Below are 20,252 nucleotides of genomic sequence, written 5' to 3'. Positions count from 1 at the left end.
CACAATGCGCAAAAAGCTTTATGTCAGTTCAGGGTTTGTTCTAACCCTTGTTCTAATTGCTGCAGTATTTTATTCGCTGCCATATTATATATCAAAGCCAGGGATGGCGAAGGAGCTTGAACCTATTATAACCGTTAAAAACGGCTATAAGGAGAAAGGAAATTTTATGTTAACGACGGTGAGAATGGGAAGGGCTAATATATACTCCTACGCGGCGGCTAAAATAAGCAAATACGAAGAGATATATCCAGTCAATCAAATATTAAACCAAACGGAAACAGAGGAAGAATATACGGTCAGGCAGCTGTATCTTATGAAAGATGCCAAACTAAATGCCACTGATGTTGCCTACCATAAGGCAGGTTTGCCTGTTACCTATAAATATAATGGTATTTATGTTTTAAACGTGATTCCGAAAATGCCCGCCTTTGGAAAGCTAAAGGCAGGAGATCGAATTTTTAAAGTTGATGGACAGACATTTTCTTCCTCCAGCGAATTTATGGATTATGTCCGTACAAAAAAATCAGGAGAAGAAGTAACCTTCACCTACTCAAGAAAGCAGCAAACCAATAATGTTAAAATTAAAGTGAAGCCATTTAAACAGGGACCAAAACGTGTGGGGATAGGGATTTCTTTAGTAGATGACAAGGAAGTTATTGTTCACCCCCCTGTCAAAGTAATCACTGACGAGATCGGAGGACCATCTGCTGGATTAATGTTTTCTCTTGAAATCTATAACCAGCTTACGAAAGATGATCTTACTAAAGGTCGGCAAATCGCTGGAACTGGAACCATCTCTGTCGACGGATCAGTTGGACCAATCGGAGGCATTGAGCAAAAGATCGTGGCAGCAGACAAAGCAGGTGCGGAAATCTTTTTGGCGCCAAATGAGCATGGTATGAAGAATTCCAACTACCGGGATGCTCTCAAGGCAGCCCATGAAATTGGTTCGAAAATGAAAATAGTACCTGTTGATACATTTGATGAAGCAGTAGCATACTTGGAAAAATTACCGAATAAGTAAAAGATGGCAGCCCGCCGTCCTTTTTACTTTAAAAAGATAGGCGGCTGCTTGTATTCCTGATTAAAGCTTTTTACTCTCATATCACCAGGCAGTACACATGAGTAAACTCGAGCGGCTTTAATATCAGGGGAAATATCTTCATGTTTGTAAGATGAGAGCTTTGAAACAAGCGGGAGTCCCAAATGGGCTTTCATCTTATTTAAATATCGTTTTCCATTTTCCGTCATCCCTAACAATCTTAAATAGGTAGGTTTTTCAAAGATCATTTGGCTTTTCTTCGTATTAGTCAAAATATGCAGGCAAATTCTTTGAATTCTTGTCCATGTATACCGTTTTGTTTTGACTGTTTCCATGAATTCTTGAAAACAATTCGATGATAATGCAGCTTTTATGAGCCTGTTTTCAATCCCTTCTTCTACCTCATAAATTTCTCTAAGCTCGTTCGGTTTGCTTTGAAGAAGAAGAAATTGCAAGTATGGATAATAGTTCTCCCATTGATGAAAAATACCGTACTTCTTAAAATAATCTGTTAGCAAATAGTTTGTCTGGGCAGGAACAAATCGATCTATAGATACCTCTTGCTGCACAGAAGAAAACAACGCTTTTCTTATACTTGTTGCACTTGCTATCCGTTCAGAAGAGAAATGTTCATCATGATAATCAGCGTTCTTTCTTTTTACAGTGAATGGTCTCATTAGGCTTTTTTGACAAATGATTGCTTTTAGATAATGATATCCAAGAATGTTGTTTGGCTTTGACAAATCGACGAGCTCCTCGGATTGATTGATTTCCGCAAAGGATAACGACTGCGCTTTTGGATAGCTGACTCCTGTTTTTATGTATTTTCTAATGTTTGCCTGGTAGGATTCTTGAGAATTTTCCATAAACGCTACTGTTTTATAGAAATTAGAAATGTCGCCATTCTCACTGCCAAAACATAAGGAGTTACAACCAATTGCATCTAAAATGGAAACAGCCCCATCTGAAAATGTTTCTGCCTTTTGTGTAGCAAATATGTAGGGAAGCTCAAGGACGATATCAACCCCTCCATGTAGAGCCATTTTTGTCCGCTGCCATTTTGAAACAATAGCAGGCTCGCCTCTTTGCAGGAAATTCCCGCTCATCACAGCAATAACTACTTCGGCTCCAGATTGCTCTTTTGCAGCAGCCAAATGGTGGGCATGTCCATTATGAAAAGGGTTATATTCAACGACTAAGCCAACAGCTTTCATTTTGTTCCTCCTATAGCACGATTTAAAAGTATAAACATTATAACAAAATTTCTCTTTTTTTAATCATGTAACAGACTGGCCATAAAAATGACCAGCCTCTTGTTTCTTTGATTTTCATTAATATGGCTGTCCGTACCAGCCATGATGGTGGTGGTATGGGTAACCAGGATAATAAGGATGGTGGTAGTATGGATAACCATAATGATGATGCCAACCATGATACCCACCATAGAATCCACCGTGATAGTATGGCATACCTCCGCCAAACTGTCCTCCCATGCCGTAGCCCGGGTATCCCATTTGTTGTGGATAGGACATTTCATTCACCTTCTTTTTCTATTTTTCCTTATACACTATGATGAATAGGGCGCAAAAGAGCTTTTCTATTTCATAAATAGGCATTTGCCCTATTTGGCTTTTAAAATGATTGGTTTTGTAATTAATGGGAATGCTAGTAAGGATTAACTCACCAAGCAGCCAAAATATTCATAGCAGATGGTGTAAAGAAAATACATTGACAAAAATATTATAGGAGGCTATAATTACCTTTGTTGCCTTGAGGTGATTCAATTGAAATGGACATTAAGCCAGTTGCAAAAATATCGAAACAAGGATTTTCCGATTGATGAAACCATTCGGGTCGATGAGATCAAACAAGATGATCCAACTATCCGTGATGTATCGCCAATTCATATAACGGGACGGGCTGATATTGGTTCAACAAAAGTGACATTCCATCTAAAAATAGAAGGTCATTTGATCCTTCCTTGTTCTCGTACATTAGTAGATGTTAAACTTCCAATTAATGTCGAAACAACTGAAACTTTTCTCTTGCAGACATCAGGTTTTGAAGCTCAAGAGGAAGCCTATCAAGTAAAAGGCGATGTCATTGATTTAATGCCTGTCATTAGAGAAATACTTTTACTTGAGGTGCCAATGCAAGTGTTTTGTGAGGATGACAACAGTGAAGATGCTGCTCCACAATCCGGGAAAGATTGGGAGGTCATTCGTGAAGAGGACAAATCACACAAGATTGATCCTAGACTCGCGGGACTCGCAAAATTTTTTGACGAAAATAATTCTTCCGATTCATAATCGGTAACAAAAGAAGTATGTGAAGAACAAGGATACTTGATCTTCATTCCTTTCTTAATACTCTTAAGGAGGTGGGAAGAATGGCTGTACCTGCTAGAAGAACATCTAAAACTGTAAAAAGAAAACGTCGTACTCATTTTAAATTAAACGTACCTGGTATGGTTTCATGCCCTAACTGTGGTGAAATGAAACTTGCTCACCGCGTTTGTAAAGCGTGTGGAACATACAAAGGTAAAGAAGTAGTAGTAGTGAACGACTAATTTTAAAGCAGTTGATATAAAGCACAAGCGGCAATCCTGCCCTTGTGCTTTTGTCGTTTTGATAACCTAACATAGACATGAAGATTTTTCTACATAAGGAATTGAAAATAAAGTCGATAGGGGTGGGTAGTATGAAATCATATTCGATTGAGAAAAAAGACAAAGGTTATTTATTATTTACGATTACAAGAGATGAAAAAAGAAATGCGATTGATTATGATGTAATGCAGGGATTGTTAGAAGCAATTCAACTAGCCAATGAACCGGAAATAAAAGCTTTCGTGATCACAGGATCCGGAGAACGTGCATTTTGTTCTGGTGGAGATTTGGCTGTTTTTCATGCTTTGCATACACGTGAAGAGGCGTATTCGATGTTATCAAAGATGTCAGCTATTCTTTATTCGTTATTGACTTTGCCAAAACCATCGTTGGGATTGATTAATGGGACGGCGGTTGGCGGCGGGTGTGAAATTTTAACTGCTTGTGATTTTCGAATTGCACGAAGTGGGACTAAAGCAGGCTTTGTTCAGGGCAAGCAAGCGATCACAACCGGTTGGGGCGGCGGTACGATCCTAGCGGAGAAACTCTCGCCGCAAAAGGCGATGAAACTCTTAATGGAAGCAGAAGTGAAACCAGTTGAACAATTAATAGATGATGGATTTATAGATACTATTTATGATGAGTTTCCTTTAGTGGCTTGTGAGAATTTCCTCGAGAAACTGTTAACACTTGATTCAGGTGTTCTGCATTCATATAAGAGCATCTTGGTTCGAAAATGGGAACAGGTCAAACTCCGCGAAAGAATGGAAGCAGAAGTCCGAAGTTGTTCATATTTATGGGAAAGCGATGCTCACCATTTATATGTTACCAACTTTCTTAAAAAAAATTAAAGGTGGAAACTAAGTAGTAATATCAGTCTATCTTTTCTAGTAGAAGCATATGTATGAATAAAAACACTAGGAGGGATTTACAGATGTCACCAACACGCCAAGATGCCTGGTCCCAGGATGAGGATTTGTTACTTGCAGAAGTAGTTCTCCGTTATATAAGGGAAGGCGGCACCCAGCTCCATGCATTTGAGGAGGTTGGCAAACGTCTTTCCCGTACAGCCGCTGCCTGCGGTTTTCGCTGGAATTCATATGTTCGTAAACAATATAAATCTGGTATTGAACTTGCAAAGAAACAGCGTAAGGAATTAAAAAATCAACCCTCTCCTCCAAATCGTGAGCAAACTACATCACCTGTCGATTCAACTTCCCAACAAAAAGAACTTGCAAACGGTGAGATTACCTTTCAAGCTGTTATTCATTTTTTACATGGCCTTTACAAAAAAGCAGAAATGTCCTCAAGTATTCAAGAAGACAGGGAAAAGTCTTATGGGAAAATAAAAGAATTGGAAAAAACTACGTATTATCTTGCAGCTGAGAATGAAAGACTTGAAAAAAATTTGCAGGCTATTGAAGAGGATTACCGATCGCTAATGGAAATCATGGAGAGAGCGAGAAAAATGGTTGTACTGCAGGATGGTGACCGTGAACCAAGAGCAAAATTCCAGATGGATAAAAACGGAAACCTAGAAAAAGTCGAATAAAAAAGCGGGCAAATTGCCCGCTTTTTTGTTTATACTGTCATATCCTTATAATGAATTCTCTTGTTCCTGTGCTTTAACACCTTCAGGATACCAAACAAGGGGGTTTTCACCGCGATCACGTTCCATATCATAATCGACGCTAAGAAAGCCCATCTTATCCCAAAATTCTCTTGATTTAACCCTTGGATTGGTTTTAATTGGCAACCCAAAGCCTTTAGCAAAATCTACTAATGTCCTTCCATAACCTTTTCCTTGATATTCAGGAAGAACCTCAAGTTTCCACAACTCCAAATAATTTTGGGGAGGATAAAAATAGCGGTCAAATTTTTCATTAATTTCATATAAACTCATGCGGGCAATTAATTTACCTCCAAAATAAATACCATAAAAGGGAGAATTACTGTTATCCTCAATAATATTTTCCTCTAAATCCTCATTCATCGATAATTCTTGAATTCCATATTCTTTAAACTTTTTAAATTCTTCAAGGGTTTTAAAATTCACTTTTAGTTTTTCTACCGTTATTGTCATAGAAATACCTCCTTGGATGTTTCCTGCAATATATTAATTTGAAGCAAAGTACGAATGGAATAAAATTATTTTAAATATAGCCTTTATTCTGATACATTATATAACAAAAGAGTTTAAAATGCTTTGTTAATGATTAGAAAGCGCTTTCTTTTCTTGGGAAAATATATATTCCATGAAGACATTATACCAATGGAATACGGGGAAAAGGAAGAAAAAGTTCAAAAATTCTAAAAAAATAAGGAGGGGCTAATTGTAAAAAGCAGGTACACAAGCAGTTCGATAGTCAGAGATTGAATAATTTTGATAAAATATGGTTTAAATGGGGGAGATGAGGGGCTTTTTATGAGGATTGGAATTATTGGTGCTGGGTCGATAGGTTTACTTTTTGCTGCTTATTTAAGTGAAACTTGTCCTGTAACAGTCTATACAAAAACCGTTGATCAAGCAAAGGATATAAATAAAAATGGAATTGTACTAGTGAAAAATAGACAGGAAATAAAAAGAGACGTAGAGGCACGAGGGATTGACACGTGGAACGGTCAAGAGGATTTAATAATAGTGGCAGTTAAACAATATCAATTAGAAGAAATTATTAAAAAGATTAGCCAAATTACCAAAATACCATTAAATATTTTGTTTTTGCAAAATGGAATGGGCCACTTAAAGCTGCTTTCACGCTTGGAGGGTCATAATCTATTCGTAGGATCGGTTGAGCATGGAGCGTATAAAGAAAGTGCCTATAGGGTAAGACAAAATGGGGAAGGTGTTACCAATCTTGCCCTTTTTTGCGGTGCTTTAGCTGGTTTATCTTCTTTTATTTCCTTAGTTCCTATCGACTTTCCGGTTTGTTTTCATGAAAATTATTATGAAATGCTTTTAAATAAACTAATCATAAACGCAGTTATCAATCCATTAACAGCAATCCTTCAAGTGGAAAATGGAGGGTTGTTAAAAAATGATTATTATTATAACGTTTTAAAGGATTTATTTACAGAAATTACATTCATATTGAATTTGGAGGAGCCTGATATTTATTTTAATAGGGTAATCGAGGTCTGCCAAAATACAGCCCAAAATCGTTCCTCGATGCTAAAGGATATTGTGTCGGGCCGGAAAACAGAAGTGGACGCGATACTAGGCTTTTTACTAGAAAAAGCGCAGCAAGAGGCAAAGCCTGCCCCGCTCATCAATAGCTTTTACAATTTAGTAAAAGGTAAGGAGATGAATGGACAAGCAGGCGAAAGCTCTATGAATAATAATATCGCCCCTTCTTCCTAAGCAAAGTTTTTTTTTTATTCACTTGTAAATGCTATACTCGTTAAGAATAATCTGGTTTAGAAAGGAAGTACAATAAATGGAGATTGTTAATCTCTCTTTACCTGCAACAAACCGATTTGCTTCAAATTATTTGAAACAGTCGACTGAAATACAGCCTTTTTTTCATTATCGTTTTGATCAATTATCCGATGATTTGGAGAGATTAGCGGAATTAAATAATAGATCGTTTCAACGAAAAGAAATTGCCCGGCATATTGAAAATTTTATGGAGCGTTTTCCATCATCACCTTCTATTAAGCATTCCATTGAAAAACTTAAACAGGATAATAGCGTTGTCGTGATCGGTGGTCAGCAGGCAGGTATCCTAACGGGCCCTCTTTATACCTTACATAAAGTAATTTCAATTATTAAATTGGCAGAGGAAAAAGAAAAAGTGTTAAACGTGCCTGTTGTTCCAGTGTTTTGGATTGCTGGGGAAGACCACGATTATCAAGAAGTGAATCATGTTTTTATCCCGATTCAGCAAAAGGCAGATAAACGGATATTCCCACAGAAAGTGCTGCAAAAGAAAATGGTTTCAGATATCGTTTTAAATAAAGATATCGCGCTCACATGGGCTCGTCATTTAATCGGAACGTTCGGTGAGACAAATCACACAGCTAGTCTTTTAACCTTTATTGAGAACCAGCTTGAAAAGTCAACGACATTTGTGGACTTTTTTGCAAACATCATAATGGAGCTTTTTAAAGATTACGGACTGCTCATTATCGATTCGGGAGACCATAAGCTTAGAGAACATGAAAAGGAAATCTTATATAATCAAATTGAGAATCATGATTCAATCACATCTCTGCTCCTCGAACAGCAGAAGCAAATTCGTGATAAAGGTTTTCCAAATGCAATTGAAACAAATGATCAAGCGGCAAATCTCTTCTATTATGACCAAAGACTAAATGAACGTATTTTACTTGAATTTGATCGCAGGCAGGATCTTTTTGTGGGGCGAAATGGTTCTATTTCTTTTTCGAAAACAGAACTGGTGGAGCTTGCGGCCAATGATCCTGCTAAATTAAGCAATAATGTGGTAACGAGACCTTTAACTCAAGAATGGCTTTTTCCGACGCTTGCATTTATTGCCGGCCCCGGAGAAATTTCTTACTGGGCTGAGTTAAAGCAAGTTTTTGAACATTTTGATCTTAAGCTGCCGCCAATTGTCCCAAGATTAAATATTACCCTGCTTGACCGGTCGATTGAAACTGACATTGCTGACTTAAAGCTGAAATTATCGGATGTCCTTAGCCGTGGGACAGAACTTGAACGAGAGCAATTTCTTCAATCCATTAAAGATCAAGAAGTGGAAGAGCTATTTACGGGTGTAAAGGCCGATGTACAAGCCCAATACAGAAAAGTTGAAGAAAAGACGGAAAAGCTTGATCGGGGACTCCTGCCACTCGTTATCAAAAATGAACAAAACTTACTAAAGCAAATAGCCTTTCTGGAAGCGAAACTGGAGGAATCAGTTCAGTCCCGGCATCAAATTATTTTTAATAAGTATGCACGTGTCGATTTGGCATTAAGACCAGGTGGAGTACCTCAAGAACGGGTTTGGAATATCTTTGCATATCTAAATCAGTATGGGCTTAGCTTTGTAAACGACCTAATGGAACTAAACTTTGTCTTTGACGGGTACCACAAGGTTATAAAAATTTAGAAAACTTCACCATTTGGTGAAGTTTTTCTTTTTTTAAAAGGTTTTTTGAAGAGGGAGAAAGAATTATTAAAAATGGGTGGAGGAAAGTGGGGGAATGTGGTACATTTTATTTAGAAAGTGGGGGTAGTGGGCATGTTTATGGGTGAGTACCATCATAGCATTGATAACAAAGGCCGATTGATTGTACCCGCCAAATTTCGCGAAGACCTTGGAGAAATGTTTATTATTACCCGTGGTCTGGATCAATGCTTATTTGGTTACCCATTATCAGAGTGGAAAATACTTGAGGACAAACTGAAAGGATTACCTCTGACAAAGAAGGATGCCCGCGCTTTTACCCGATTTTTCTTCTCAGGTGCAACAGAGAGTGAACTTGATAAGCAAGGGAGAGTCAATCTTCCTGCCCCATTGCTTCAGTATGCCAAATTAGAAAAAGATTGTGTGATTTTAGGAGTTTCCAATCGAATCGAAATATGGAGCGAAAAGATTTGGGAAGACTATTTTGTACAGTCGGAAGAGTCTTTTACTGAAATTGCTGAAAATATGATTGGTTTTGATATTTAATGTGAAAACCAGTTCGATTGGAAAGGTGGAAAAAATGTTCGAACATAAGACAGTACTATTAGAGGAAACAGTCAATGGGTTAAATATAAAACCAGATGGAACATACGTAGATTGTACATTAGGCGGTGCTGGACACAGTTCACTCATCCTTTCGAAATTAGCTAAAAATGGAAGGTTACTCGCTTTTGATCAAGACGAGACAGCCATAGCCAGCGCAAAAGAAAGGTTAGCAGCTTATCTAGAGCAACTAACGATTATTAAAAGCAATTTCTTATATTTAACAGAGGAACTTGAAAAAAGAGGAATTCAAAAGGTTGATGGCATTTTGTATGATCTTGGTGTATCTTCCCCTCAGTTAGATACCCCTGAAAGAGGTTTTAGTTACCATCATGATGCACCATTGGATATGAGAATGGATTCCGATGCGGATCTTTCTGCCTACAATGTTATAAATGATTGGTCATATGAAGATTTGGTCCGGATCTTTTTTCGTTATGGCGAGGAGAAGTTTTCAAAACAGATAGCCCGAAAGATTGAAGCAGCTAGAGCAGTCAAGCCAATTGAAACAACTGGTGAATTAGTGGAAATTATCAAATCTGCAATTCCTGCGCCTGCTCGAAGAAAAGGCGGTCATCCAGCAAAACGGGTGTTTCAAGCCATTCGTATCGCCGTAAATGATGAGCTATCCGTGTTTGAACAATCCCTAAACCAGGCAATAGAGCTGTTAAACCCTGGTGGGAGGATTAGTGTCATTACGTTCCATTCTTTAGAGGACAGAATCTGCAAGGCAACCTTCAAAAAGGCAAGTGAAACTCCTGAATTGCCCCATGGCCTTCCGATCATTCCTGAAGAATATCAGCCTATACTAAAACTCATTACGAGAAAGCCAATTGTTCCAACGGATGAAGAATTAGAGATAAACAACCGCGCTAGATCAGCAAAGCTTCGCATTGCTGAAAAACAATAGATACTTAATTTTCAGGAGGGGAAAGAATGAGCAATCTTGCCAGAGAGCTGGAGCAGCAGAAACAACATCAGCAACAACAGCAGGAAATTCACAAACAAAAAAAGTCCCATGACAGAAAATCATGGTTGACACCTGGAGAGAAGCTAATCGGATTAGTTTTCGCCGGAATGGTTTGTCTGGGAGCGGTTCAGATGATCTCTAATCAAGCAAAGATTTATAAAGTGAACAAAGATATGCAGGAAGTCGAAGCTTCGATAAAAGATCAACAGAAAGTGAATAATGACTTAAAGGTTCAGGTCAGCGAATTAAGTAAGTACGACCGCATTAAGGATAAAGCAACAAAAATGGGTCTAGAATTGAATGAAAATAACATTAAGGTAGTGCAAGGAAAATGATAAAGAAACAGAAAAATATGAATGTAGGAGCAGCGATATTATTTTTAATATTCAGCCTGCTCTTTTTTATATTAATCATCCGTTATTTTTCTATACAAATTTCAGGGGAAGTAGGCGGCGAGCCACTAGCAGCTAAAGCCCAGCAAAAATATAGCAGAGTAGGAACATTGGAAGCTCAAAGAGGAACGATTTTTGATCGGACTGGTGAGATCGTTGCAGAGGATAGTTCTGCCTATACGCTTATTGCGATTTTGGATAAAAAAATGACAACCAATCCCAAAAAGCCAATGCATGTGGTCGATCCTGAAAAAACAGCATTGGAGCTTTCAAAATATATTCATCTGAGTGAGTCAAAAATTAACAGTATTCTAACCAAAAAAGGCAAGTTTCAAGTGGAGTTTGGCAAAGAAGGAAGAGATATTGATTATGTAACAAAACAGAAAATCGAAGATCTTCATCTGCCGGGAATTACATTTTCTCGCAGTTCTAAGCGCTTCTATCCAAATGGAATTTTCGCTTCACACCTTATTGGTTATACAGATCATGTTAAGCAAAAGGATGAATCCTCCAAAGTAGTTGGAAAAATGGGAATTGAACAGGAGCTTAATACGGATTTAACTGGAATGGATGGAAAAATAGATTACCAAAGTGATATCTGGGGATATATACTCCCTAATAACAAACCTAAAGTGACGCCTGCAAAAAATGGCAATGATGTATATTTAACGCTTGATAAAAAAATCCAAACCTTCGTAGAAGATGCAATGAATACGGTCGATAAGGAATACAAACCAAAAATGATGGTCGCAATTGTTGCTGATCCGAAAACAGGGAATGTATTAGCGATGGAACAGCGGCCAACCTTCGATCCAGAAACAAAAGAAGGAATTAATAAAAGCTGGCAAAACGCAGCAGTTGAATCCCCGTTTGAACCTGGTTCAACAATGAAAATTTTCACTCTTGCAGCGGCAGTTCAAGAAAATTTATTTAATCCGAATGAATCCTACCAATCCGGTTCTTATCAAGTAACACCGAAAAGCCCTCAAATTCATGACTGGAATGGGTCAGGCTGGGGAGCTATATCGTATTTAGAAGGCGTTCAAAGATCATCAAATGTGGCTTTTGCTAAAATTGCTAATGAAAAACTAGGATTTGATAAATTCCGTATGTATTTAACGAAATTTGGTTTAGATAAACCGACAGGGATTGAAGTTCCAAATGAAGCAGCTGGAAAAATTCCTTTTCAGTATCCTATTCAAAAAGCGACAACTGCTTTTGGTCAAGGAGTGGCGATCACACCGATAGAACAAATTCAAGGGGCAACAGCAATTGCTAACGATGGAAAAATGATGAAACCACACGTGATTGCTAAAGTGGTCGATCATGATACTGGTAAAACGATAAAAAACACAAAACCAGAGGTTGTCGGTACACCAATTTCAGCCCAGACGGCCAAACAGGTTCGCGATATTCTTGAAACGGTCGTTACGGCGCCAAAAGGGACAGGAAGTCGTTATAAAATCGATGGATATGATGTGGCTGGTAAAACAGGTACAGCACAAATTCCAGGTCCGGGAGGCAGGTATTTAACTGGTCCAAGTAATTATATATTTTCATTTATAGGAATGGCTCCTAAGGATGACCCGAAGCTTTTGGTCTATGTCGCCGTCCAACAGCCAACTATTGATGATTACACTAAAGGCTCAATACCGGTCTCGATGATCTTTGATCCTGTTATGAAGAATAGTTTGCAGTATTTAAATATTCAGCCATCAAAAGCAGCAAAGTCAACATCGAATAAGCTGCCCGATTTAACAGGACAATCGGTCGAGGCCTCTGTCCAAGAACTGACAAATAAAGGCTTCGAAACAGTGGTTGTCGGCAAGGGGACCACAGTGGAAAAACAATTGCCGCAAGAGGGTACAACCATTCTAGAAGGGGAGAAAGTGATCATTCGGACAGATGGTGACCCAGTTGCTCCCGATATGACTGGCTGGTCATTAAGAGATGTCATGAAGGCGGCGAAGATTACTGATCTACAGCTTGACACAAGCGGAAGCGGCTATGCTGTAAACCAAACGATTGCACCGGGAACAACGTTGCATGAGGGTGATAAGTTAAAGGTTACCTTTGAGCTTCCTGGACAGCAGCAAAAAAATGACTCAACCAACAACGAGGATAATGAAAAATCGTTCTAACAAAAAAAGTACAAGCATATACATGAACGTGAAAAGGAGGCTCGTTCATGTATGCGTGTATCTAACGTGACTGTCCGAAAACGATTAATGCTTGCTTTGTTCGTTGGTATTTTGGCCTTTTTCATTATTGATGTCCGGTTAGGCTACGTTCAATTCATCCTTGGGGATATGTTAACAGGCATGGCAAAGGGGTCATGGAGCAGAAACATTCCCTTTGAACCGAAACGAGGAGAAATTGTTGATCGAAATGGCGTCGCATTAGCAACAAACGTGAGCGCCCCGACAGTCTATGTCGTCCCAAGACAAGTTAAAGATCCTGCCCTGACCGCCGAAAAGTTAGCGGCCGTTTTAAATATGTCAAAGGAAAAAGCTTATCGGGATATTACAGCGAAAGAATCACTGGTAACAATCAAAGAGGGAAAGAAAATTTCCCATGCGAAAGCGAAAGAAATTAGGGCGCTCGGGCTTGCTGGGGTATATATTGGCGAAGACTCCAAACGCCATTATCCATTTGGGACTTATCTATCTCATGTCCTGGGCTTTGCGGGAGTAGATAATCAAGGACTAATGGGCCTCGAGCTATACTATGATAAAGAACTTAATGGCAAAAGAGGTGCCGTAAAATTTTATGCAAATGCTAAAGGACATCGGATGGATAATATGGCAGATGATTATGAACCGCCTGTGAATGGTCTTGATTTAAAGTTGACAATAGATACAAAGATCCAAACCATTGTTGAAAGAGAGATGGAAATTGCCGAGGCAAAGTATAACCCGGACGGCATTGTTGCGATTGCCATGAATCCAACGAATGGAGAAATCTTGGCGATGTCAAGCAGACCGAGCTTTGACCCTGCAAATTTCCGAAATGTTCCTCAAGAGGTTTATAATCGAAATCTTCCTGTCTGGTCAACCTATGAGCCGGGTTCTACCTTTAAAATTATCACTCTTGCCGCTGCCTTAAATGAAGGGAAAGTAGATTTAGATAAAGAGCATTTTCATGACTCCGGTTCTGTCGAAGTTGGCGGCGCCAGGCTTAAATGCTGGAAAAGAGGCGGACATGGGGATGAAACCTTTTTGCAAGTGGTTCAAAACTCCTGTAATCCGGGATTTGTTGAATTAGGCCAAAGATTGGGCAAGGATACTTTATTTAAATATATTAAGGATTTTGGTTTTGGCCAAAAAACAGGGATTGACCTGCAAGGGGAAGGCACTGGAATTTTGTTTAACCTGAATCGCGTTGGTCCGGTTGAATTAGCAACAACGGCCTTTGGTCAAGGTGTATCGGTTACACCGATTCAACAGGTTGCTGCCGTTGCTGCGGCAGTGAATGGAGGTATTCTCTACAAGCCTTATATTGCAAAAGAACTCATTGATCCGGTCACAAAAGAAGTTGTGATGAGAAATTCACCTGTGGAAAAACGAAGGGTTATTTCCGAGGAAACTTCAAAAAAAGTTCGTTATGCCCTTGAAAGTGTTGTTGCTCAAGGATCAGGCGGCAAGGCGTTTGTTGATGGATACCGAATTGGCGGTAAGACGGGTACTGCGCAAAAAGCTGCAAACGGAAGATATTTGGAAAATAACTACATCCTATCCTTTATCGGGTTTGCGCCCGCTGATGACCCACAGCTCGTTGTCTATGTGGCGGTTGATAATCCAAAGGGAACGATACAATTCGGGAGCCAGGTTTCCGCCCCAATTGTTGGAAATATTATGAAGGATGCTTTGCCTGCCTTAGGTGTCAAACCAAGAGCTAACCAGATGGAAAAGAAAATGACGATTTTAGATACACCATTAATCCAGATTCCTGACTTAGTCGGTATGACGAAAATCGATATTATGGATCAAATGCTAAATTTAAAGATTGATTCAAGCGGAACGGGGGATGTTGTTGTGCGCCAATCTCCTGAGCCTGGAGCAAAAGTAAAAACAGGATCAACCATTCGACTTTACTTTGATAAAAAAGAGTAATAGCATTACTAAATGGAAATATGGTATTAAATTTTGAACGTAGATAATTGTCTGGCTCAGCGCCCAGCGATTAGTGTTCTTCACTAAACGGGCGCTTGCGCTTTTCAAATGGGGCGGTCGGAATCCTTTCCGCCGCCCCTATAATTTTTTTACTACTTGGTTAGTGGTATATTTTCATGTAAAATAAGGGAGGACTTCATCCAATATGGGGAAATAGCCCATATAAAATGACGAGAGGATTTGAGAATAATGAGGTTACAACAGCTGCTCAAGAATTTGCATCCATTAAGCCCACTGGCAGGGGGAGACCCGGAGATTACTTCAATTGAGAACGATAACCGGAAGGTGCAGCAAGGGGGCTTGTTTGTTTGTATTAAAGGATATACCGTTGATGGCCATGACTTTGCAGAATCAGCAGTTAAAAATGGTGCTGTGGCAATTCTTGCGGAAAGGCCTCTCCAGCTTGACGTTCCTGTGGTAATTGTCAATGATACGAACCGGGCAATGGCGGTTCTGGCTGATGCATTTTATGAACATCCAACAAAACATCTTCACCTTATTGGAATTACAGGAACAAATGGAAAAACAACAACGAGCCATCTAATAGAAAAAATCCTAACAGATTCCGGAAAGAAAACGGGCTTAATTGGGACCATGTATACGAAAATTGGCAATGAAATTCTTGAAACGAAAAATACGACCCCTGAAAGCTTGACATTGCAAAAGACATTTAAACAAATGGTCGACTCGAATGTTGAAGCGGCAGTGATGGAGGTTTCCTCTCACGCACTGGACCTTGGAAGAGTACAAGGCTGTGATTATAATATAGCGGTGTTTACCAATTTAACTCAAGATCATCTTGATTATCACCATACAATGGAAGAGTATAAACACGCCAAAAGTTTATTGTTTTCCCAACTAGGAAATACCTTTGATGTAGAGCATCCAAAGTTTGCAATTCTAAACGTAGATGATCCTGCTTCAGAAACATATAAGAAATCTACTGCTGCACATGTTATTACATACGGAATTGATCATCAAGCCGATATCAAGGCAACGAACATTGAAATGACATCAAATGGAACATCCTTTGAATTGGCAGTACTAGGTAAAGTTTATTCAATGAAAATCCAGCTCATTGGTAAATTCAGTATTTATAATGTTTTGGCTAGCGTGGCCGCTGCTCTTGTATCTGGTATCTCTCTTGAGCAAATTATTCAATCGATTGAAAATGTGAAAGGTGTTGCCGGAAGAGTTGAATTGGTCAATGCTGGACAAAACTTTACGGTTATAGTTGATTATGCACATACGCCTGATAGTCTCGAAAATGTTTTAAAAACAATCCACCAATTTGCTAAAGGAAAAATCTTCGTGGTAGTAGGTTGTGGAGGGGATAGGGATCGAACCAAACGGCCGTTAATGGCGAAAATTGCCTGTCGTTATGCAACAGATCCGATCTTCACCTCAGATAATCCGAGAAGTGAAGATCCACTTGCTATTTTAAAGGAAATGGAGGAAGGTGTTCACGGAGAAAATTATTTAGTCATACCTGATAGAAAAGAGGCGATTGCAAAGGCTGTTACTAGTGCGGCAGCCGGTGATATTATTTTAATTGCCGGAAAAGGCCATGAAACCTATCAAATAATTGGTAAACAAGTACATGATTTTGATGATCGCTTAGTAGCCCAAGAAGCAATTTTGGAAAAAAATAATTTTTGTTTAGTTGTAGACATCAGTTTTGTAGGAATTGAATAGTAGATTATTAGATAGAAAAAAAGATGGAGAATAAAGTGGAAAATGGAAAACACAAACTTATATTTAACGATAAGAAATAACAGTAATGAATTAAAAGATACATATGATCGAGCTGTCCTGCCCAATGTATTCATTAATTTGAGCTTAGAAAGGAAGGGATAAAATGCTGGAGCAAGTTATCTTTTTCACAATAATCCTAGCTTTTCTAATCACTGTCTTACTTTCTCCAGTTTTTATTCCCTTTTTAAGAAGGTTGAAATTTGGACAAAGCATTCGCGAAGAGGGTCCAAAGTCACATCAGAAAAAGTCTGGGACTCCAACAATGGGCGGAGTGATGATTTTATTTGCAATTGTGATTACAACTCTTGTCATGAATGGAAAATTTGGTGAACCAACAGTAAAAACTTTTTTACTGTTATTTGTAACCGTAGGATTTGGTCTATTAGGTTTTCTTGATGACTTTATAAAAGTGGTGTTAAAGAGAAATTTAGGATTGACTTCCAGGCAAAAGCTGCTGGGACAGATTATCATTTCAGCTATTTTTTATATGATCTATAAACATAATAATTTTTCAACAGACATCCGTTTGCCATTTACGGATTACTCCGTTGATCTTGGCTGGTTTTTCGTTTTCTTTATTATTTTCTGGCTTGTTGGATTTTCGAATGCTGTTAATTTAACAGATGGACTTGATGGTTTAGTGTCAGGCACCGCTGCAATTGCATTTGGGGCTTATGCAGTGTTAGCATGGAACCAATCACAATTTGAAGTCGCCATTTTCTCGGTTGCCGTAGTTGGAGCTGTGCTGGGCTTCCTTGTCTTTAACGCCCATCCAGCAAAGGTTTTTATGGGGGATACGGGCTCATTGGCCCTAGGTGGTGCGATTGCAACAATTGCCATATTAACGAAGCTGGAAATTTTATTAATTATCATTGGCGGGGTATTTGTTCTTGAAACCTTATCCGTTATTCTACAAGTCATCTCTTTTAAAACAACTGGGAAGCGAATTTTTCGGATGAGCCCATTACATCATCATTATGAGCTATCCGGCTGGTCGGAATGGAGAGTTGTTGTAACCTTCTGGAGTGTTGGACTATTATTTGCAATTATCGGAATTTATATCGAGGTGTGGTTGTAATTGAAACAGATTAAAACGTATCATCATAAAAAAATTCTTGTTCTTGGTTTGGCCAAAAGCGGTGTGACCGCTGCGGCACTATTGCATCAGCTAGGTGCATTTGTGACTGTGAATGATAAAAAGCCTTTATCGGAAAATCCTGAGGCCCAAGGACTTCTTGAGCATGGAATCAAAGTAATTTGCGGGGACCATCCAATTGAGCTTCTAGAGGAAGGGTTTGAATTGATTGTCAAAAACCCGGGTATTCCTTATACCAATCCAATAATCAAAGGGGCACTTGAAAAGGAAATTCCCGTTATTACCGAGGTTGAGCTGGCCTATCAAATTTCCGAAGCTCCTTTTATTGGGATCACGGGTACTAATGGAAAAACAACAACGACTACTTTGGTTTATGAAATGTTAAACACGGGAAAGAAGCAGCCACTAATTGCTGGGAATATCGGTAAGGTTGCTTCAGGTGTGGCCCAAAAGGCAACAAAGGAAAATACAATTGTGATTGAATTGTCTTCTTTCCAGTTAATGGGGATTGATACGTTTAAACCTAACATTGCCATTATTACGAACCTTTATGAGGCCCATTTAGATTATCATGGTACAAGAAAGGAATACATCGCGGCGAAAGCAAATATCACGAAAAACCAAACTTTTGCTGATTACTTAATCGTGAATGCGGAACAGCCGGATGTAATGAATATTGCCCGTCAGTCGAAGGCAAAGATTATTCCTTTCTCTGCAAAAAATGAATTGGATGAAGGGGCATATGTAAGTGATGGCTGGGTTTGTTTTAATGGTGAAAAGGTTATGCGAATTGCTGATATTGCCCTTCCAGGGGCACATAATCTTGAGAATATTTTATCGGCAATGGCAGCTGCCAAGCTCTCAGGGGTAGAAAATAAAGCCATTAATGAGGTGCTGCGAACATTTACAGGGGTTAAGCACCGTTTGCAGTATGTCACAGAAATTTCCGGTAGAAAGTTTTATAACGATTCGAAAGCTACAAATATATTAGCGACCGTTAACGCGTTAGCTGCATTCAAACAGCCTGTAATTCTTCTTGCTGGCGGATTGGATCGCGGAAATGAGTTTGACGATCTTATACCCTATTTGAAAAATGTGAAGGCGTTACTTACCTTTGGTCAAACAGCTCCTAAAATAGAGCGAGTGGGTAAGGATGCAGGAATAAAACAAATGATCCGTGTCGATAATGTTGACAAAGCTGTTCCAGTTGCATACCAAATATCTGAAGCAGGAGACGTTATACTGTTGTCACCTGCCTGTGCAAGCTGGGATCAATATAAAACTTTTGAAGTCAGGGGAGACATTTTTATTGAGGCTGTGCATAAGCTTAAGTAAGGGCTTGTCTTTAGCGGATTCGACATGTCTTCGGGCCCTAATACTTGCGTCTTCGAGGTGTGGTATCTGTGCCGACAAAGAGAACGACTCCTGATTATATTTTATTAATTGTAACACTTACACTCCTGACAGTGGGACTTATCATGGTTTACAGTGCGAGTGCAGTATGGGCGGAATATAAGTTTAATGATTCCTTCTTTTTTGCCAAAAGACAAATACTGTTTGCTGTTGTAGGGATTGCTGCCATGTTTTTTATCATGAATGTCAATTACTGGACATGGCGAACACATGCAAAAACCATCTTACTTGTTTGTTTTGTCTTATTGGTTCTGGTCCTGATTCCAGGTGTCGGAAATGTCCGGAATGGGTCGCGGAGCTGGATCGGTGTAGGTGCTTTTTCAATTCAGCCGTCTGAATTTATGAAATTGGCGATGATTGCGTTCTTAGCTAAATATTTATCGGAAAGACAAAAAGTTATCACGTCCTTTACGAAAGGACTTCTCCCATCATTAGGATTAGCTTTTGCTGCATTTGCGCTGATTATGCTGCAGCCGGACCTAGGAACAGGTACGGTAATGATGGGGACCTGTATTGTGATGATTTTCATAGCAGGTGCACGGATCAGCCATTTTGCTGCATTAGGATTATTGGGTGTTGCTGGTTTTGTCGGTTTAATTATTTCAGCACCGTATCGGATAAAAAGGATTACATCTTTCTTGGATCCTTGGTCAGACCCGCTTGGAAGCGGCTTTCAAATCATCCAATCTTTATATGCAATTGGGCCAGGAGGGCTATTTGGACTCGGATTAGGGGAAAGCAGACAAAAGTTTTTCTATCTTCCTGAGCCGCAAACTGACTTTATTTTTGCGATTCTTTCCGAAGAACTAGGTTTTATCGGTGGATCCTTCGTTTTACTGTTATTTGCGTTATTGTTATGGAGAGGAATAAGGATTGCTCTCGGGGCCCCTGATTTATATGGCAGCTTTCTGGCAGTAGGGATTATTGCTATGGTTGCAATCCAGGTGATGATAAACATTGGGGTTGTCACCGGATTAATGCCGGTAACGGGAATTACCTTGCCGTTTTTAAGCTATGGCGGATCTTCACTAACCTTAATGCTCATGGCAATCGGTGTTCTTCTTAACATAAGCAGATATGCCCGATATTAGAGATATAAATTTTCTATTTT

General features: G+C 39.2%; 19 protein-coding genes. 16 read left to right on the top strand and 3 right to left on the bottom strand.

Annotation, left to right across the window (positions count from 1 at the left end):
* Positions 1-4 precede the first annotated feature (4 nt).
* Positions 5-1,024: a SepM family pheromone-processing serine protease gene (locus JN080_RS11020; protein ID WP_256236046.1), complete on the top strand. Its 1,020-nt coding sequence runs from the start codon at positions 5-7 to the stop codon at positions 1,022-1,024.
* A gap of 23 nt (positions 1,025-1,047) precedes the next feature.
* On the opposite strand, the gene JN080_RS11015 is transcribed toward JN080_RS11020, so the two are convergent.
* Positions 1,048-2,256: a nucleotidyltransferase gene (locus JN080_RS11015; protein WP_256236044.1), complete on the bottom strand. Its 1,209-nt coding sequence runs from the start codon at positions 2,254-2,256 to the stop codon at positions 1,048-1,050.
* A gap of 117 nt (positions 2,257-2,373) precedes the next feature.
* Positions 2,374-2,574, bottom strand: coding sequence for a hypothetical protein (locus tag JN080_RS11010; RefSeq protein WP_256236043.1), 201 nt, complete (start codon positions 2,572-2,574; stop codon positions 2,374-2,376).
* Positions 2,575-2,826: 252 nt separating this feature from the next.
* On the opposite strand from JN080_RS11010, the gene JN080_RS11005 reads away from it, so the two are divergent.
* The 4 genes from JN080_RS11005 (at position 2,827) to JN080_RS10990 (ending at position 5,202) form a co-directional block, all read left to right on the top strand.
* Positions 2,827-3,351 (top strand): YceD family protein, encoded by a 525-nt coding sequence (locus JN080_RS11005; protein ID WP_256236042.1) that lies wholly within the window; start codon positions 2,827-2,829, stop codon positions 3,349-3,351.
* Between the two features lie 80 nt (positions 3,352-3,431).
* Positions 3,432-3,611, top strand: a complete 180-nt coding sequence (rpmF, locus tag JN080_RS11000; protein ID WP_256236041.1) for a 50S ribosomal protein L32 — start codon at positions 3,432-3,434, stop codon at positions 3,609-3,611.
* 131 nt (positions 3,612-3,742) lie between these two features.
* A complete protein-coding gene (locus tag JN080_RS10995; protein ID WP_256236040.1) occupies positions 3,743-4,501 on the top strand; it encodes an enoyl-CoA hydratase/isomerase family protein in 759 nt (252 codons plus the stop codon).
* 83 nt (positions 4,502-4,584) lie between these two features.
* Complete coding sequence (locus tag JN080_RS10990) at positions 4,585-5,202, top strand: RsfA family transcriptional regulator (RefSeq protein WP_256236039.1); 618 nt, start codon at positions 4,585-4,587, stop codon at positions 5,200-5,202.
* Between the two features lie 45 nt (positions 5,203-5,247).
* Here the strand turns inward: JN080_RS10990 and JN080_RS10985 are convergent, their stop codons facing one another.
* Positions 5,248-5,733: an N-acetyltransferase gene (locus JN080_RS10985; RefSeq protein WP_256236038.1), complete on the bottom strand. Its 486-nt coding sequence runs from the start codon at positions 5,731-5,733 to the stop codon at positions 5,248-5,250.
* A 342-nt stretch (positions 5,734-6,075) separates the two neighbouring features.
* Between JN080_RS10985 and JN080_RS10980 the strand changes: the two genes are divergently transcribed.
* The 11 genes from JN080_RS10980 (at position 6,076) to spoVE (ending at position 20,232) form a co-directional block, all read left to right on the top strand.
* On the top strand, positions 6,076-7,011 hold the full coding sequence (locus JN080_RS10980) for a 2-dehydropantoate 2-reductase (protein ID WP_256236037.1): 936 nt from the start codon (positions 6,076-6,078) through the stop codon (positions 7,009-7,011).
* A 76-nt stretch (positions 7,012-7,087) separates the two neighbouring features.
* Complete coding sequence (bshC, locus tag JN080_RS10975; protein ID WP_256236036.1) at positions 7,088-8,722, top strand: bacillithiol biosynthesis cysteine-adding enzyme BshC; 1,635 nt, start codon at positions 7,088-7,090, stop codon at positions 8,720-8,722.
* Between the two features lie 132 nt (positions 8,723-8,854).
* A complete protein-coding gene (mraZ, locus tag JN080_RS10970; protein WP_256236035.1) occupies positions 8,855-9,286 on the top strand; it encodes a division/cell wall cluster transcriptional repressor MraZ in 432 nt (143 codons plus the stop codon).
* A gap of 34 nt (positions 9,287-9,320) precedes the next feature.
* Positions 9,321-10,253 (top strand): 16S rRNA (cytosine(1402)-N(4))-methyltransferase RsmH, encoded by a 933-nt coding sequence (rsmH, locus tag JN080_RS10965; protein ID WP_256236034.1) that lies wholly within the window; start codon positions 9,321-9,323, stop codon positions 10,251-10,253.
* A 26-nt stretch (positions 10,254-10,279) separates the two neighbouring features.
* Positions 10,280-10,648 (top strand): cell division protein FtsL, encoded by a 369-nt coding sequence (gene ftsL / locus JN080_RS10960; RefSeq protein WP_256236033.1) that lies wholly within the window; start codon positions 10,280-10,282, stop codon positions 10,646-10,648.
* Positions 10,645-12,846, top strand: coding sequence for a penicillin-binding protein (locus JN080_RS10955; protein WP_256236032.1), 2,202 nt, complete (start codon positions 10,645-10,647; stop codon positions 12,844-12,846). Before ftsL ends, JN080_RS10955 begins: the two co-directional genes overlap by 4 nt.
* A gap of 51 nt (positions 12,847-12,897) precedes the next feature.
* A complete protein-coding gene (locus JN080_RS10950; protein WP_256236031.1) occupies positions 12,898-14,817 on the top strand; it encodes a stage V sporulation protein D in 1,920 nt (639 codons plus the stop codon).
* A gap of 249 nt (positions 14,818-15,066) precedes the next feature.
* On the top strand, positions 15,067-16,572 hold the full coding sequence (locus JN080_RS10945; protein WP_256236030.1) for a UDP-N-acetylmuramoyl-L-alanyl-D-glutamate--2,6-diaminopimelate ligase: 1,506 nt from the start codon (positions 15,067-15,069) through the stop codon (positions 16,570-16,572).
* Positions 16,573-16,735: 163 nt separating this feature from the next.
* A complete protein-coding gene (mraY, locus tag JN080_RS10940; protein WP_256236029.1) occupies positions 16,736-17,710 on the top strand; it encodes a phospho-N-acetylmuramoyl-pentapeptide-transferase in 975 nt (324 codons plus the stop codon).
* A complete protein-coding gene (murD, locus tag JN080_RS10935) occupies positions 17,711-19,063 on the top strand; it encodes a UDP-N-acetylmuramoyl-L-alanine--D-glutamate ligase (RefSeq protein ID WP_256236028.1) in 1,353 nt (450 codons plus the stop codon). It abuts the gene before it with no gap.
* Positions 19,064-19,131: 68 nt separating this feature from the next.
* Positions 19,132-20,232, top strand: coding sequence for a stage V sporulation protein E (gene spoVE, locus JN080_RS10930; RefSeq protein WP_256236027.1), 1,101 nt, complete (start codon positions 19,132-19,134; stop codon positions 20,230-20,232).
* Positions 20,233-20,252: the final 20 nt, after the last annotated feature.

It is taken from the genome of Bacillus sp. EB600 (assembly GCF_024494385.1).
Taxonomy (GTDB): Bacteria; Bacillota; Bacilli; order Bacillales; family Cytobacillaceae; genus JAEVLT01.
The sequence above is the reverse complement of the archived record's forward strand: the minus strand, read 5'-3'. Positions and strand labels throughout refer to the sequence as shown.

What these genes read in the sequence shown, in the direction of transcription:
- JN080_RS11020 (WP_256236046.1), top strand. Translation starts at nt 5, where the DNA reads ATGCGCAAAAAGCTTTATGTCAGTTCAGGGTTTGTTCTAACCCTTGTT.
- JN080_RS11015 (WP_256236044.1), bottom strand. Translation starts at nt 2,256, where the DNA reads ATGAAAGCTGTTGGCTTAGTCGTTGAATATAACCCTTTTCATAATGGA.
- JN080_RS11010 (WP_256236043.1), bottom strand. Translation starts at nt 2,574, where the DNA reads ATGTCCTATCCACAACAAATGGGATACCCGGGCTACGGCATGGGAGGA.
- rpmF (WP_256236041.1), top strand. Translation starts at nt 3,432, where the DNA reads ATGGCTGTACCTGCTAGAAGAACATCTAAAACTGTAAAAAGAAAACGT.
- JN080_RS10995 (WP_256236040.1), top strand. Translation starts at nt 3,743, where the DNA reads ATGAAATCATATTCGATTGAGAAAAAAGACAAAGGTTATTTATTATTT.
- JN080_RS10990 (WP_256236039.1), top strand. Translation starts at nt 4,585, where the DNA reads ATGTCACCAACACGCCAAGATGCCTGGTCCCAGGATGAGGATTTGTTA.
- JN080_RS10985 (WP_256236038.1), bottom strand. Translation starts at nt 5,733, where the DNA reads ATGACAATAACGGTAGAAAAACTAAAAGTGAATTTTAAAACCCTTGAA.
- JN080_RS10980 (WP_256236037.1), top strand. Translation starts at nt 6,076, where the DNA reads ATGAGGATTGGAATTATTGGTGCTGGGTCGATAGGTTTACTTTTTGCT.
- bshC (WP_256236036.1), top strand. Translation starts at nt 7,088, where the DNA reads ATGGAGATTGTTAATCTCTCTTTACCTGCAACAAACCGATTTGCTTCA.
- mraZ (WP_256236035.1), top strand. Translation starts at nt 8,855, where the DNA reads ATGTTTATGGGTGAGTACCATCATAGCATTGATAACAAAGGCCGATTG.
- rsmH (WP_256236034.1), top strand. Translation starts at nt 9,321, where the DNA reads ATGTTCGAACATAAGACAGTACTATTAGAGGAAACAGTCAATGGGTTA.
- ftsL (WP_256236033.1), top strand. Translation starts at nt 10,280, where the DNA reads ATGAGCAATCTTGCCAGAGAGCTGGAGCAGCAGAAACAACATCAGCAA.
- JN080_RS10955 (WP_256236032.1), top strand. Translation starts at nt 10,645, where the DNA reads ATGATAAAGAAACAGAAAAATATGAATGTAGGAGCAGCGATATTATTT.
- JN080_RS10950 (WP_256236031.1), top strand. Translation starts at nt 12,898, where the DNA reads ATGCGTGTATCTAACGTGACTGTCCGAAAACGATTAATGCTTGCTTTG.
- JN080_RS10945 (WP_256236030.1), top strand. Translation starts at nt 15,067, where the DNA reads ATGAGGTTACAACAGCTGCTCAAGAATTTGCATCCATTAAGCCCACTG.
- mraY (WP_256236029.1), top strand. Translation starts at nt 16,736, where the DNA reads ATGCTGGAGCAAGTTATCTTTTTCACAATAATCCTAGCTTTTCTAATC.